This window comes from Nonomuraea monospora (assembly GCF_039531895.1).
GTDB lineage: Bacteria > Actinomycetota > Actinomycetes > Streptosporangiales > Streptosporangiaceae > Nonomuraea > Nonomuraea monospora.
Window position 1 is genome coordinate 470,567 of record NZ_BAAAQX010000003.1, and the last position, 13,807, is coordinate 484,373.

Genomic DNA, 13,807 nt, shown 5'->3' on the forward strand with positions numbered 1-13,807 from the left:
CTGGGCAAGGCGCGGGCAGGGGTCTTCATGGCCCCCGCCCTGCTGCTGATCGCCGCCTTCCTCGTCTTCCCCGCGCTCTGGGTGCTCTACCTCGGCCTGACGAACTACCGCCTGACGGGGATCGCCGCCGCCGAGCCGCAGTTCGTCGGCCCCGGCAACCTCCTCGACGCGGTCGCGAACCCGACGTTCTGGAGCTCCACCTGGCTGACCACGCAGTTCGTGCTGGGCTCGGCCGTCATCGGGCAGGTCGGGCTCGGCTTCACCATCGCGTGGCTGCTGCGCGACCGGCGCGGCCCGCTCAAGCGGGTGGTCGAGGGCCTGGTCATCCTGGCCTGGATCCTGCCCAGCGCCATCGTGTCGTTCCTGTGGGTGGCGCTGCTCGACCGCGACGGCGGCACGCTCAACGCGCTGCTGGGCATCCCCGGCACCGCCTGGCTGCTGGACCATCCGATGTTGTCGATCATCGTGTTCAACACCTGGCGCGGCACCGCGTTCTCGATGATGTTGTACGGCGCTGCGCTCGGCAACGTGCCGCCCTCGCACCTGGAGAGCGCCCGCCTGGCCGGCGCCTCCGGCTGGCAGCAACTCAGGGACGTCGTGTTCCCGCACATCAGAGGGCACATCCTGACGAATCTGCTGCTGATCAGCCTGTGGACGTTCAACGACTTCACCCCCTTCCTGCTCACCGCCGGCGGCCCCGACGGCAAGTCGGAGATCCTGGCCGTGCACGTGTACAAGGTGGCGCTGCAGGGCGGCGAGCTGGGTTACGGCGCCGCCGTCTCCACGATCATCCTGCTGATCAACCTGGTCGTCGCGGTGTTCTACCTGCGGCTGTTGCGGAGCAAGAAATGACGCGGTTCGTCCTGGGCCGGATCGGGTTCTGCACGCTGATCGCCGTGCTGCTGGCGTTCTTCACGATCCCGCTGCTGTGGCTGGTGACCGCGCCCTTCACCACCGACCCCACCTACGAGGTGTCGGTGCCCGACTTCACCTGGGACAACTTCCTGGCGGTCGTGGAGCACCCGTACGCGCTGCCGTCGTTGTGGAACTCGGTCGTGCTGTCGGTCGGCACCGCCCTGCTGGTCGTGCTCTTCTCCGCGCTGGCCGCCTACGCGCTCAGCCGGGTGCGGCTGCCCGGCCGCGACGCCCTGCTGTACGCGCTGCTGCTGCTGTCGTCGATCATCACCGGCACGGCGGCCATGGTGCCGCTGTTCCAGCTCGCGGTGGAGCTGAACCTCATCGACTCGCAGCTCGGGCTGATCCTCATCCTGACCGGCGGCCTGCTGCCCGCGGCGATCTTCATGCTGAAGGACTTCATGGATGCCACGCCCAAGTCGTACGAGGAGTCGGCCCGCGTCTTCGGCGCCACGCCGCTGCAGATCGTGCGCCACGTGGTGGTCCCCCTGGTGCGGCCGGGGCTGGCGACCATCGCGGTGTGGGCCGTGGCCAACGTGTGGGGGAACTTCCTGATGCCGTACCTGCTGCTGAGCGATGTGGAGAAGCAACCGGCGGCGGTGATCACGTACACGCTCTACACCGAGGGCGGGCAGGCCAACCTCAGCATGTTGTCCACGTTCGGGCTGCTCTACTCCATCCCGGTGGTGCTCATGTACCTGTTCGTCAGCAAGAAGTACGGCTTCCGCTTCCACGGAGGGATCAAGCGTTAATGGCCGCCATCGAACTACGCGGGCTGACCAAGGTCTACCCCGGCGGGGTGAAAGCGCTCGACGCGCTCGACCTGGCCATCCCCGACGGCGAGTTCTTCGCCCTGCTCGGGCCCTCCGGCTGCGGCAAGACCACGCTGCTGCGCACGATCGCCGGCCTGGAGACCGCCACCGGCGGCGCCGTGGTCATCGGCGGGCGCGAGGTGACGGGCGTGCAGCCGGGCGGCCGGGACGTGGCCATGGTGTTCCAGGACTACGCGCTGTTCCCGCACATGGACGTCACGGACAACATCGCCTACCCGCTGCGCATCAAGAAGGTCGCCAAGGGCGCGCGCCGCGACAAGGCCGCCGAGGTGGGGGCCCGGCTCGGGCTCGACCACCTCATGGACCGGCGGCCCGGGCAGCTCTCCGGCGGGCAGCAGCAGCGGGTCGCGCTGGCCAGGGTGATGGCCACGCAGGCGCAGGCGTACCTGTTCGACGAGCCGCTGTCCAACCTGGACGCCCGGCTGCGGCTGGAGGCCCGCACGTTCCTCAAGAAACTCCAGCGCGAGCTGGGGGTCACCACCGTCTTCGTCACCCACGACCAGGCCGAGGCGCTGGCGATGGCCGACCGGATGGCGGTCATGGAGGCCGGGCACATCCGGCAGATCGGCACTCCGGCCGAGGTCTTCCAGCGGCCTGCCAACACCTTCGTGGCCGGGTTCATCGGCTCCACCCCGATGAATCTGCTGGACGGCGCCGTGCGAGGTGACACGCTGGAGGTGGCAGGGTGCAAGATCGCGGTTCCCGCCTCCGCCGGCGGACCGCTGTCCGATGGGGAGGAGATCGTGTACGGCGTACGGCCCGAATACCTGGCCTACTCGGCCGGGCCCGCGGAGGGCGCGTTCGGCGGGCAGGTGGCCATCGTGGAGAACCTGGGCGCCTCCCACCTGGTGACCCTCGACGTCAACGACGTGACCGTGCAGGTCGTGGTGCCCGAGGGCAGCGAGCCCGCGGTGGGCGACGACGGCTACGCGCTGCCCCGGCGTGACCGGGCGCTGGTCTACCGGAACGGAGAGCTCGTGTGAGGGGGCACTGGTCGCTGGACGACCGGCTGGCGCGGATCCTGCGCGAGGTGCCGTTCGAGGTGCCGCCGGGGACGGCCGCGGTGCACGTGAAGCTCTCCTACGACAGGTCGCAAGGCGTGATCGACCTGGGGTGCGGCGCCCCCGGCGGCTTCCGCGGCTGGTCGGGCGGGGCGCGCGACACGTACACGATCACCCGCGACTGGGCCACGCCCGGCTACCTGCCCGGCGAGCCCGAGCCCGGCACCTGGAACGTGTGGCTGCGGCTGCACCGCATCCCGCCGCAGGGCCTGGACTACACGCTGGACATCTCCTTCGAGCGGGCCGCGCCGCCCGAGCCGGTGGCCGAGGAGCCGCCGCACGGCGAACGGCCGCCGCGCCGCGACATCCCGGACGTGGGCGGCCTGCGCTGGTACGCGGGCGACTTCCACGCCCACACCGTCCACAGCGACGGCACCCTCACCATCGCCGAGCTGGCCGAGCTGGCCCGCGGGCGCGGGCTCGACTTCCTGGCCGTCACCGACCACAACACGACCAGCCACCACCCCCGGCTGGCCAGGATCGACCGGGGCGTCACGCTCATCCCCGGCCAGGAGGTCACCACCGACCGGGGCCACGCGAACGTGTTCGGCGAGGTCGGCTGGGTGGACTTCCGCGAGCCCGCCGACTCCTGGGTGGAGCACGCCGAGCGCGCGGGCGGGCTGATCTCGATCAACCACCCGCTCGGCGGCGACTGCGCCTGGCTGCTGCCGATCAGCCGCCGGCCGCGCGTGGCCGAGGTGTGGAGCTCCGGCTGGTGGGACCGCCGCTGGGGCGCCCCGCTGGCCTGGGCCGACGCCTGGCGCGACGACGTGATCGCGATCGGCGGCAGCGACTTCCACACGCCCGGCTCCGACGGCCTGCCAGGCTCGCCCACGACCTGGGTGCTGGCTGAGAACACCGGCGCGGAGCCGTCGGGCGCTCACGCGGGGCGGGTGGGCGCGCACGCCGTGCTGGAGGGCGTGCGCGCGGGCCGCACCGCCGTGTCCACCGGCCCTGACGGGCCGCTGCTGCTCAGGCTGGGCGACGAGCTGCTCGCCCTGGACGCCGACGGCCTCGTCCTGGTACGCCCGGACGGCACGCGGCAGGTGGTCCGCGGCGAGCGCGCGCTGCTGCCCGCCATCGACGGACCACACCGGCTGGAGACCTACGAGAACGAGGTGATCGCCCTATGCGCGTGAGGAAAGTCGCCAACGCCCCGGTGAGCTTCGGCGTGTTCGAGCTGAGCGACGGCCCGCCGCCGCTGACCCCCGACGAGATGGTCCGCGCGCTGGCCGAGGCCGGCTACGCGGGCATCGACTCCGGCCCCATCGGCTACCTGGGCACCGGCTCCGAGCTGACCGACCGGCTGGCAGGGGCCGGGCTGCTGCTCTGCGGCGGCTGGGTGGACCTGCCCTTCCACGACGCGGACGGCTACGACAAGGCGCTGCCGGTGCTGGACGCGGCGCTGGACGTGTTCGCCGCCGCGCCTCCCGGCGACCTCCCGCCGCGGCCCACGATCGCCTGCCCCGGCACGCCGGAACGGTTCGCGCGGCCCGGCGGGACCGCTCCAGGGCTGCCGGCCGCCGAGTGGCCCGCGTTCGCCGCCCGCATCCAGGACACGACCGAGCGGTGCCGCGCGCGCGGGTTCGAGCCCGCCTTCCACCACCACCTCGGCACCCACGTCGAGACGCCCGACGACGTCGAGCGGCTGCTGGAGCTGACCGACGTGCAGCTCTGCCTCGACACGGGCCACCTGCTGCTGGCCGGCGGCGACCCGGTCGCGGCGCTGCGCGCCTGGGCGGACCGGGTCGGGCACGTGCACGTCAAGGACGGCGACACCGCCATACTCCGCCAGGCCCTGGCCGACGGCGTGGACCTGCGCGAGCTGATGGGCCGCGGCGGGTTCGCCCCGCTCGGCGAGGGCGAGCTGGACCTGCCCGCCGTGGTGCGCACCCTGGACGAGATCGGCTACGCGGGCTGGATCGTGATCGAGCAGGACACCCTGCCGGGGCGGCGCACGGTCGCCCAGAACATCGCCGACCAGGCGGCCAACCGCCGGAAGCTGAAGGACTTGGGGCTTTGAGAATCGCGCTTGTCGGGTGCGGGGCCGTCACGCAGGCGGTCTACGTGCCGTTGCTGTCCAGGCGGCGGGACCTGTTCGAGGTCAGCGCCGTCTGCGACCTGTCGCGCACGCTGGCCGACGCCGTGGGCGACCGGCTGGGGGCGGCGCGGCGGTACACGGCGGTGGCGGAGATGCTGGCCGAGGGCGGGTTCGAGGCCGTCGTGGTGCTGGCGTCCGGCTCCCACGGCGAGACCGTGCGGCAGGCGCTGTCCGCCGGGTACGCGGTGCTGTGCGAGAAGCCGCTCGCGCTGACCAGGGCCGAGGTGGCGGCGCTGCCCGAGGGGCGGCTGATGGTCGGCTACATGAAGCAGTACGACCCGGCCGTGCGCAGGGCCGAGGAGCTCCTGGCCGAGTTGGGCGGCCCCGAGGTGGTCAGGGCGGTCGAGGTGACCGTGCTGCACCCGAGCGCGCGGTCGCAGCTCGCGTTCGCGAACCTGACCCCGGCCGCGGACGTGGACGCCGGGCTGCTCGCCTCGCTGCGCGCGGCGGAGGACGAGCTGGTGTCGCGGGCGCTGGGCGCGCAGGCCCCTGAGCAGGTGCGGCACCTGTACGGGGTGGCGCTGGGCTCCATCTGCCACGATCTGTCGCTCCTGCGGCGCTTCACCGGCTCACCGGCCGAGATCTCCCACGTCGAGACGTGGGGGCCCGCGCCCGGCTCCATCGAGATCTCCGGGACGCTGCCCGTACGGGGCCGCTTCTCCATCCGCTGGCACTACCTGGAGGACTACCCCGCCTACCGCGAGACCGTGGCCGTCCACCACGACCGGGGCTCGCTGGAGCTCGTCTTCCCCTCGCCCTACCTGATGAACGCCCCGACCACGCTCACCGTGGTGTCCGGGGGCGAAAGTCGTACGCACTGGCGTGAGGTGACCGAGGCGTTCGAGGTACAACTCGCCGCCTTCCATGCTTACGTGAACGATGGCAAGCCGCCGCTCACCGACGCGGCCGGCGGGCTGGAGGACATCGTCACGGCGCAGCGCATCGCGGCGCGCTACGCCGAACAGCATGATCTGCCATGGGGAGGCGAGGCAGCGTGAGCACGGAGATCGTCGTCGTACCGCACACGCACTGGGACAGGGAGTGGTACGAACCCTTCCAGCGCTTCCGGCTGCGCCTGGTGGCGCTGCTCGACGAGGTGCTCGACACGATGGAGCGGGAGCCCGCCTACCACTTCACCCTCGACGGGCAGCTCGCCTGCGTGGACGACTACCTGGAGGTCAGGCCCGAGAACCGCGACCGCGTGGCGGCGCTGGTGGAGTCGGGGCGGCTGGCGGTGGGGCCGTGGCAGATCCTGCTCGACGAGTTCCTCTGCTCGGGCGAGAACATCGTCCGCAACCTGGAGCTGGGCATGGCCAGGTCGGACAAGCTCGGCGGCGCCATGCCGGTCGGCTACCTGCCCGACATGTTCGGCCACACGGCGCAGATGCCGCAGATCCTGCGCAAGGCCGGGCTGCTGCACGCGTGCGTCTACCGGGGCGTGCCGCAGGCCGTCACGACGGACGCCTTCGCCTGGGTCGCGCCCGACGGCACGGCGCTGCGCACGCAGTACCTGCCGGCGGGCGGCTACGGCAACGGCGCCCACCTGTTCTCCGACGCCGAGGGGCTCGCACAGCGGGCGGCGGGCTTCGTCCGCACGATGCGGGAGTGGCACGGCCCCGACGGGCCGCTGCTGGCGATGTACGGCACCGACCACTCGGCCCCCGTGCGCGGGCTGCCCGGCATGGTGGCCGAGATCGGCGCCCGCATGGACACCCTGTCCGGATACCTCGGCGCGTACTCCGGCGACGTGGCCGGGCTGCCGCGGGTGCACGGCGAGCTGCGCTCCCACGCCCGCGCCAACATCCTGCCCGGCGTCATCTCCGTCCGCCCCCACGTCAAGCAGGCCATGAGCCGCGCCGAGCGGATGGTCGAGCGCTACGCCGAGCCGCTGGCCGCGCTGTGGGGCGCGGAGTGGCCCGGCCGCTTCCTCGACATGGCCTGGTGGCGGCTCGTGGACGCCAGCGGCCACGACTCCGTGACCGGCTGCGGCGTGGACGACACCGCCCAGCAGGTCGCCGCCCGCATCGCCGAGGCCGAGCAGCTCGGGCAGGCCGTCCGCGACCTGGTGACCGCCCGCCTGGCCGAGGCGGTGCCGTCCGACGGCGTGCTGGTCGTCAACCCCACCCCCGCCGCCCGGCACGGCGTCGTCATCGTGGACACGGCCGGCGCCGACCCGCTGGTGGACGCGTCGGGCGCGCCGGTGCCCGTGCAGCCGCTGGAGTACGCCGCCACGCTGCTGCTCGACGAGGACATGGACCTGGCCACGGCCCTGACCCTGATCCACGGCACCGAGCTGTACGGGCAGCACATCACCGGCTACACCGTCGAGGACGGCACCCTCACCTTCACCGTGGCCAGGCACACCTCCGTCGTCATCGACCTGGACGAGCTGCGCGCCGCCGCCGCGGGCATCACCAGCGTCCGCATCCTCGCCGAGCCGCGCCGCACGGTGGCCGCGCTCGTCGAGGCCCCGCCGCTCGGCCACACCAGCCTGCGCCCCGCGCCGCGCGAGCGCGTGTACGGCGGCGACCAGGTGGAGCGGCTGCCCGGCCTGCACCACCCGTCCTGCTGGCTCAGCTCCGACTCGGCGCCCCTGCCGGTGCGCGGCGACACGATGGTGCTGGACAACGGGCTGCTGCGCGTCACGATCGAGATCGACGGCAGCCTCACGCTCGTCGGCCAGGACGGCACCACCGTCACCGGCGCGGGCCGCATCGTGGACGGCGGCGACGTCGGCGACACCTACAACCACGCGCCGCCGCTGAGCGACCTGATCGTGTCGGAGCCGGTGGACGCCGATTTCGAGCTGGTCTGCACGGGGCCGCTGGTCGCCGTCGTGGACGTGCGGCGCACGTACCTGTGGCCCGCCTCGGGCGAGGGTCTTGAGGGCGCGCCCGAGGTGCCCGCCCTGACGCGCGGCGCCAGGATGGAGGAGATCGTCCTCACCACCCGGGTGGAGCTGCGCTCGGGGGAGCCGTTCGTCCGGCTGGGCATCACGTTCGACAACCGGTGCGACGATCACCGGGTGCGCCTGCACGTGCCGCTGCCCAGGCCCGCCGCGCGGTCGTACGCCGAAGGGCAGTTCGCCGTCGTCACCCGCGGGCTCACCGCGGAGGGCGGCTGCGGCGAGACGCCGCTGCCGACCTTCCCCGCCTCGTCGTGGGTGGCCGCCGGGGGAGTGGCGGCGCTGCTGGAGCACGTGACGGAGTACGAGGTGGTGGACGGGGAGCTGGCTCTCACGCTGCTGCGCTCGGTCGGCTACCTGTCCCGCAACCGCAACGTCTCGCGTCCCGAGCCGGCGGGGCCGCAACTGCCCACGCCCGCGGCGCAGTCGCGCGGGCTGCGGTCGGTGAGCCTGGCGCTGATGCCCTACCAGGAGGGATGGGACGAGGTGGTGCCGCAGGCGGAGGCCTTCCGGCACGACCTGCTCGTGGTGCCGGGGCTCGGCGACAGGAGCCTGCCGCTGCCCTCGCCGGAGGCGGGGTTGTCGGTCGACGGTGAGGGGGTGGTGATGACCTCGCTGCGTGAGCGTGACGGGTGGCGGGAGCTGCGGGTCGTGGCGCTCACCTCCTCCGGCACGGAGGCCGTGATCGCCGGGCGCTTCACCCGGGCACGCCGGGCCGACCTGCGGGGACGCCCGGGGGAGCCGCTCGGCGTGACGGACGGGACGCTGCGGCTGCCGCTGGGCGGCTGGGAGATCGCGACGGTGCAGCTCTCGGACTGAGTCAGGTGCTGAGACCGAGCTGGCGGGCCGCGCGGATGGCCAGCCAGACCTCGGCGAAGGCCGCGCTGGATTCGAGGTCCCTGCCGCTCAGCTCGCTGAACCTGCGCAGCCGGTAGGCCAGGGTGTTGGGATGGACGTGCAGCGCGGCGGCGGCGTCGCGCACGTGGCGGTTGTGCTCCAGCCAGGTGCGCACGGAGGCCAGCAGGTGCGACCGGTGCGCCTCGTCGTAGGCCAGCACCTTGCCCAGCACGTAGTCCACCAGCGCGGCCAGCGTGGCCGGGTCCTCGGGCAGCCACCGGCCTGTCGTGTCGTCGCCGTACAGGACGAGGGCCCGGCCGGACTCGGCGGCGTGCGTGGCCGCCCAGGCGGCCTCCCGCTGGGCCACCCGGAGCGGCTCTCCCGGCGGGAAGGGGCGGCTCATGCCGGCGGCGACGCCCGGGACGGCGGCGACGGCGGGGCCGAGCGAGGAGGGGCCGAGGAGGTAGTGGTCGTCGCCGCGGCGCAGCATCAGGTGGGGCAGGTCGTCCAGGGCGCGGCGCAGGGCGTCGTCGGGGACGCCGCGTACGATGAGCAGCGCCGTGTCGGCGTCCATGGACAGGCCGAGGCGGGCCAGGCGGCGGCGGGCGGCCGGCGGGTCGAGGAGGTCCTGCAGCAGCTCGGCCAGCGTCTCGGCGCCTTCCCTGCGCAGCGTCTCGCGCTCGTGCCTGGCCATCGCGACCTGGAGCGCGGCCACCGTGGCGATGTGCTGGACCACGGCCAGCCCGGCGGGGCTGGCGCCCTCGCGCTCGAAGGCCACCAGGTAGCCGGCCGGGCCGCCCGGGGCGGAGACGGGCAGGACGAAGCCGCCGGGGATCGTGGGCGGCGCGTCCGGCGCGGCGGGCAGCACGGCCGGCGCGGGGACGGGGACGCCGGGCAGGAGGGGGCGGCCCGAGCGGGTGGACAGGTAGACGTCGTAGCCGGACAGGCGCTCCAGGCGCTTGAAGAGCGTGGCCGTGTCCAGGTCTTCCGCGGCCAGCCAGCGCAGCGCCCCGAACACCTGGAGCTGGGCGCCGAGGCGGTGGCTGGCGTCCTCCTGCAGCGCCGCCGCGACCTCCTGCGCGATCGCGATGAACGGCACCGCCAGCGGCACCTCCAGCACCGGCATGCCGCGCTCCTCGGCGGCCTCGAAGAACGACGGGTGCAGCGGCGGCACGTGCAGCTGGGCCGACAGGGCCAGCGCCGAGACGCCCGCGTCGTCGAGCCGCTCCAGGTAGGCGCGCTGCCTGGCGGCCGAGCGGGGCACGCCGATACCGGTGGTCATGATGACCTCGGCGCCGAGCAGCCACGGCGTCGGGTCGTCCAGCTCGCTCACGTGCGCCCATGAGACGGAGCGGGACAACCCCGCCTCGCCCGCGAGCACGCGGAGCTGGAGCGCGGGGGAGCGGAGGAGATCCTCCACGGTGAGTTTGTGGTCAGCCACAACACACACCGTAGTACTTCGTAGCACCCACAATTGCCGCAGGTCAGAGGCATGACGAACACTGAGGCGCATGAACCTCGGCCCCATCGACTCCAGCAGGGTCCCGCGCTTCGCGGGACCGGCCACCTTCGCCCGCCTGCCCCGCCTCGACCAGGTGGAGCGGGCGGACGTGGCGGTGGTGGGCGTGCCCTTCGACACCGGCGTCTCCTACCGGCCCGGCGCCAGGTTCGGGCCCGCCGCCGTACGGGAGGCGTCCCGGCTGCTGCGGCCCTACCACCCGGGCCTGGACGTGTCCCCGTTCGAGCGGGTGCAGGTCGCCGACGCCGGTGACATCGCGGTCAACCCGTTCGACATCGGCGCCGCCATCGAGACCATCGAGGGCGCGGCCGACGACCTGGACGCCAGGCTGGTCACCATCGGCGGCGACCACACCATCGCGCTGCCGCTGCTGCGCTCGGCGGCCAGGAAGCACGGCCCCGTGGCGCTGGTGCACTTCGACGCGCACCTCGACACGTGGGACACCTACTTCGGGGCCGAGTACACGCACGGCACCCCGTTCCGCCGGGCCGCCGAGGAGGGGATCCTCGACACCGAGGCGCTCAGCCACGTCGGGATCAGGGGCTCCCTCTACGGCAAGAAGGACCTGGAGGAGGACCGGCGGCTCGGGTTCGGCATCGTGACCGCGGCCGACGTGCTGCGGCGCGGCCTGGACGAGGTGATCGGCCTGCTACGGCAGCGGGTCGGCGACCGCCCCCTGTATCTCTCCATCGACATCGACGTGCTCGACCCCGCGCACGCCCCCGGCACGGGCACCCCCGAGGCCGGCGGGCTCACCAGCCGCGAGCTGCTGGAGATCCTGCGCGGCCTGGCCGGGCTCAACCTGATCGGGGCCGACGTGGTCGAGGTGGCGCCCGCCTACGACCACGCGGAGATCACCTCGATCGCCGCCTCCCACGTGGCCTACGACCTCGTCAGCCTGCTGGCGCTCCAGGAGAAGACATGAGCAGTGGCTCCCTCACGGAGATCGAGACCTACGGCGTCGAGCGCATCCCCGACGCCGACCGCACCGCCCGCCCCGTCGACCTGTTCAGGGTCGCCTTCGGCGGCGCCAACACGTTCGCGACGTGCGTGCTCGGCGCCTTTCCCATCCTGTTCGGCCTGTCGTTCTGGCACGGCCTGGCCGCCACCGTGCTCGGGCTGGTGGCGGGGGCGCTGATCCTGGCGCCGCTGTCGCTGTTCGGGCCGCTCAACGGCACCAACAACGCCGTCTCCTCCTCGGCGCATCTGGGCGTGCACGGCCGCGTGGTGGGCTCGTTCCTGTCGCTGCTGACCGCGATCGCGTTCTTCTCCATCTCGGTGTGGTCGTCGGGCGACGCGCTCGTGGGCGGCGCGCACCGGCTGGCGGGGCTGCCGGACACCGACCTGACGTACGGGGTCGCGTACGGGCTGTTCGCCGTCCTGGTGCTGGTGGTCTGCGTGTACGGGTTCCGCTTCATGCTGTTCGTGAACAAGATCGCGGTCGCGGCGGCGTCACTGCTGTTCGTGCTGGGCGTCTTCGCCTTCGCCGGGGACTTCGACGCGTCCTACGCCGGCGCTGTCCAGCCGGGTGACGCGCTGTTCTGGCCCTCGTTCATCGGCGCGGCCCTGATCGTGCTGTCGAACCCGGTCTCGTTCGGCGCCTTCCTGGGCGACTGGTCCCGCTACATCCCGGCGAGCACCCCGCGCTCGCGGGTGATGGCGGCGGCATTCCTGTCGCAGATCGCCACCATCCTGCCGTTCTTCTTCGGCCTGTCCACCGCCTCGATCATCGCGGCCAAGGCCGCCGAGTACGTGGACCCGGCCGCCCCCAACTATGTCGGCGGCCTGCTGGCGGTCTCGCCCGGCTGGTACTTCGTGCCCGTCTGCCTGATCGCCCTGATCGGCGGCATGTCCACCGGCACGACCTCGCTGTACGGCACCGGCCTCGACTTCTCCAGCGTCTTCCCGCGCTTCTCCCGGGTGCAGGCCACGGTGTTCATCGGCACGCTGTCGATCGTGTTCATCTTCGCCGGGCGTTTCGCGGCGAACCTCACGCAGAGCATCTCCACCTTCGCCACACTGATCATCACGTGTACGGCGCCCTGGATGGTGATCATGATGCTCGGGTACGTGACGCGGCGTGGCTGGTACGACCCGGAGGCGCTGCAGGTCTTCAACCGGCGCCAGCGGGGCGGCCGGTACTGGTTCACGCACGGCTGGAACTGGCGCGGGCTGAGCGCCTGGCTGGTCTCGGCCGGGCTGGCGCTGCTGTTCGTCAACCTGCCCGGCCAGTTCGTCGGGCCGCTGGGGAACCTCGCGGGCGGCGTGGACATCTCGCTGCCGGTCGGCCTGGCCGTGGCGGGGCTGCTCTACCTGGCGCTGCTGGCGATCTTCCCGGAGCCGCGCGAGGTCTACGGCCCCGACGGGCCGCGCCTGGTCCGCTCGGCCGACACGCCGGTGCTGCCGATCGTGGAGCCGGCGACGTGACGCGCCTGCTCGACTTGTCGGCGCCGATCGAGACCGGGATGCCCGTCTACCCGGGCGACCCCGAGGTCTCGATCGGCCCGGCGCTCACCGTGGCCCGCGACGGCGTGAACGTGCTGGGCCTGCACCTGGGCTCCCACGCGGGCACCCACGTGGACGCGCCCTTCCACCTCGACGACTCGCTGCCCACCCTGGACGACCTGCCGCTGGAGCGCTTCCACGGCCCCGCCACGGTGGTGGACGCCCGGGGGCAGGGGGCGATGATCGGGCCCGAGCTGTTCGAGGAGGTCCGCGCGGGCGTGATCGTGCTGGTGGCCACCGGCTGGCCGTTCGGGCGCCAGGGCCATCCGTACCTCACCGCGGAGGCCGCCGAACTGCTGGTCGAGCGCGGTGTCCGGACGGTCGGGATCGACGCGTTCAGCGTGGATCCGACGCCCGCGGACGCATTCCCCGCGCACGAGAGGCTGCTGCGGGCGCACGCCGTCATCGCCGAGAACCTGTACGGTCTCGACCGGTTGATCGGGCAGCGGGAGATCGAGGTGTCGATGTTCCCGCTGCGGATCACCGGCGGCGACGGCTCACCCGTACGGGCCGTCGCCCGGGTCGGCTAGCGGGTGCCCCAGGAGTAGGTCTGCTTGCGCAGCTTGAGGTAGACGAACGACTCGGTGGCCCGTACGGCGGGGATGGCGCGGATCTTGCTGAGGATCTCCAGCAGGTGCCCGTCACCCTCGCAGACCACCTCGACGATCACGTCGAAGGAGCCCGCCGTGAGCACCACGTAGTCGATCTCCTCGATGCCGGCCAGCTCGTCGGCCACCTTCTCCAGGTCGCCCTCGCAGTTGACGCCGATCATGGCCTGCCGGGGGAAGCCGAGCGTGAGCGGGTCGGTGACCGCGACGATCTGCATGACGCCGGCGTCCTGGAGCCGTTGCACGCGCTGGCGCACGGCGGCCTCGGACAGGCCGACCGCCTTGCCGATGGCCGCGTAGGGTTTGCGCCCGTCGGCCTGGAGCTGCTCGATGATCTGCTTGGACAGGTCGTCCAGCACCACCGGGCTGCCGGAGCTCGCGCTGTTTCGGCGTACGCGGGGCGGCGTCGTCATTGAGCGGTTTCCTCCTAGCGGTCCGGCGTTACGGGGGCGTTCCCGCCGGGTTGCCGTCCTGGTGCGACATGTTGTCAGTTCTTCGCGGTCTGTCAAGCGAATTCGTAGCA

Annotated in this window: 12 protein-coding genes; 10 read left to right on the forward strand and 2 right to left on the reverse strand. The window is 72.8% G+C overall.

Annotated elements, in window-relative coordinates; translation table 11 throughout:
- Positions 1–27: 27 nt before the first annotated feature.
- Genes ABD331_RS08715 through ABD331_RS08745 form a run of 7 tightly spaced genes read left to right on the forward strand, consistent with a single transcriptional unit; the run spans position 28 to position 8,634 of the window.
- Positions 28–852 (forward strand): carbohydrate ABC transporter permease, encoded by an 825-nt coding sequence (locus ABD331_RS08715; protein ID WP_344472382.1) that lies wholly within the window; start codon positions 28–30, stop codon positions 850–852.
- Complete coding sequence (locus ABD331_RS08720; protein ID WP_344472384.1) at positions 849–1,667, forward strand: carbohydrate ABC transporter permease; 819 nt, start codon at positions 849–851, stop codon at positions 1,665–1,667. The genes ABD331_RS08715 and ABD331_RS08720 overlap by 4 nt, the downstream gene beginning before the upstream one ends.
- The gene (locus ABD331_RS08725; protein ID WP_344472386.1) at positions 1,667–2,731 is read left to right on the forward strand and encodes an ABC transporter ATP-binding protein; all 1,065 of its coding nucleotides are present in this window, start codon (positions 1,667–1,669) and stop codon (positions 2,729–2,731) included. The genes ABD331_RS08720 and ABD331_RS08725 overlap by 1 nt, the downstream gene beginning before the upstream one ends.
- Positions 2,728–3,948, forward strand: a complete 1,221-nt coding sequence (locus ABD331_RS08730) for a CehA/McbA family metallohydrolase (RefSeq protein WP_344472388.1) — start codon at positions 2,728–2,730, stop codon at positions 3,946–3,948. Before ABD331_RS08725 ends, ABD331_RS08730 begins: the two co-directional genes overlap by 4 nt.
- Positions 3,939–4,832: a TIM barrel protein gene (locus ABD331_RS08735; protein WP_344472390.1), complete on the forward strand. Its 894-nt coding sequence runs from the start codon at positions 3,939–3,941 to the stop codon at positions 4,830–4,832. Before ABD331_RS08730 ends, ABD331_RS08735 begins: the two co-directional genes overlap by 10 nt.
- Positions 4,829–5,908 carry a Gfo/Idh/MocA family protein gene (locus tag ABD331_RS08740; RefSeq protein ID WP_344472392.1) on the forward strand — a complete coding sequence of 360 codons (1,080 nt, stop codon included), beginning with the start codon at positions 4,829–4,831 and terminating at the stop codon, positions 5,906–5,908. Before ABD331_RS08735 ends, ABD331_RS08740 begins: the two co-directional genes overlap by 4 nt.
- Positions 5,905–8,634 carry a glycoside hydrolase family 38 N-terminal domain-containing protein gene (locus ABD331_RS08745; protein ID WP_344472394.1) on the forward strand — a complete coding sequence of 910 codons (2,730 nt, stop codon included), beginning with the start codon at positions 5,905–5,907 and terminating at the stop codon, positions 8,632–8,634. The genes ABD331_RS08740 and ABD331_RS08745 overlap by 4 nt, the downstream gene beginning before the upstream one ends.
- Before the next feature lies 1 nt (position 8,635).
- On the opposite strand, the gene ABD331_RS08750 is transcribed toward ABD331_RS08745, so the two are convergent.
- On the reverse strand, positions 8,636–10,093 hold the full coding sequence (locus tag ABD331_RS08750; RefSeq protein WP_344472396.1) for a PucR family transcriptional regulator: 1,458 nt from the start codon (positions 10,091–10,093) through the stop codon (positions 8,636–8,638).
- 70 nt (positions 10,094–10,163) lie between these two features.
- Between ABD331_RS08750 and speB the strand changes: the two genes are divergently transcribed.
- From speB to ABD331_RS08765, 3 genes are read left to right on the forward strand one after another with little or no spacing between them, the layout of a single operon-like run.
- On the forward strand, positions 10,164–11,096 hold the full coding sequence (gene speB / locus ABD331_RS08755) for an agmatinase (protein ID WP_344472398.1): 933 nt from the start codon (positions 10,164–10,166) through the stop codon (positions 11,094–11,096).
- Positions 11,093–12,598, forward strand: a complete 1,506-nt coding sequence (locus tag ABD331_RS08760; RefSeq protein WP_344472400.1) for a purine-cytosine permease family protein — start codon at positions 11,093–11,095, stop codon at positions 12,596–12,598. The genes speB and ABD331_RS08760 overlap by 4 nt, the downstream gene beginning before the upstream one ends.
- On the forward strand, positions 12,595–13,206 hold the full coding sequence (locus ABD331_RS08765; RefSeq protein ID WP_344472403.1) for a cyclase family protein: 612 nt from the start codon (positions 12,595–12,597) through the stop codon (positions 13,204–13,206). Before ABD331_RS08760 ends, ABD331_RS08765 begins: the two co-directional genes overlap by 4 nt.
- Here the strand turns inward: ABD331_RS08765 and ABD331_RS08770 are convergent.
- Positions 13,203–13,697 (reverse strand): Lrp/AsnC family transcriptional regulator, encoded by a 495-nt coding sequence (locus tag ABD331_RS08770; RefSeq protein ID WP_148435166.1) that lies wholly within the window; start codon positions 13,695–13,697, stop codon positions 13,203–13,205. The two genes, ABD331_RS08765 and ABD331_RS08770, sit on opposite strands and share 4 nt — an antisense overlap.
- Between the last annotated feature and the right edge of the window lie 110 nt (positions 13,698–13,807).

What these genes read in the sequence shown, in the direction of transcription:
- ABD331_RS08715 (WP_344472382.1), top strand. Translation starts at nt 28, where the DNA reads ATGGCCCCCGCCCTGCTGCTGATCGCCGCCTTCCTCGTCTTCCCCGCG.
- ABD331_RS08720 (WP_344472384.1), top strand. Translation starts at nt 849, where the DNA reads ATGACGCGGTTCGTCCTGGGCCGGATCGGGTTCTGCACGCTGATCGCC.
- ABD331_RS08725 (WP_344472386.1), top strand. Translation starts at nt 1,667, where the DNA reads ATGGCCGCCATCGAACTACGCGGGCTGACCAAGGTCTACCCCGGCGGG.
- ABD331_RS08735 (WP_344472390.1), top strand. Translation starts at nt 3,939, where the DNA reads ATGCGCGTGAGGAAAGTCGCCAACGCCCCGGTGAGCTTCGGCGTGTTC.
- speB (WP_344472398.1), top strand. Translation starts at nt 10,164, where the DNA reads ATGAACCTCGGCCCCATCGACTCCAGCAGGGTCCCGCGCTTCGCGGGA.
- ABD331_RS08760 (WP_344472400.1), top strand. Translation starts at nt 11,093, where the DNA reads ATGAGCAGTGGCTCCCTCACGGAGATCGAGACCTACGGCGTCGAGCGC.
- ABD331_RS08770 (WP_148435166.1), bottom strand. Translation starts at nt 13,697, where the DNA reads ATGACGACGCCGCCCCGCGTACGCCGAAACAGCGCGAGCTCCGGCAGC.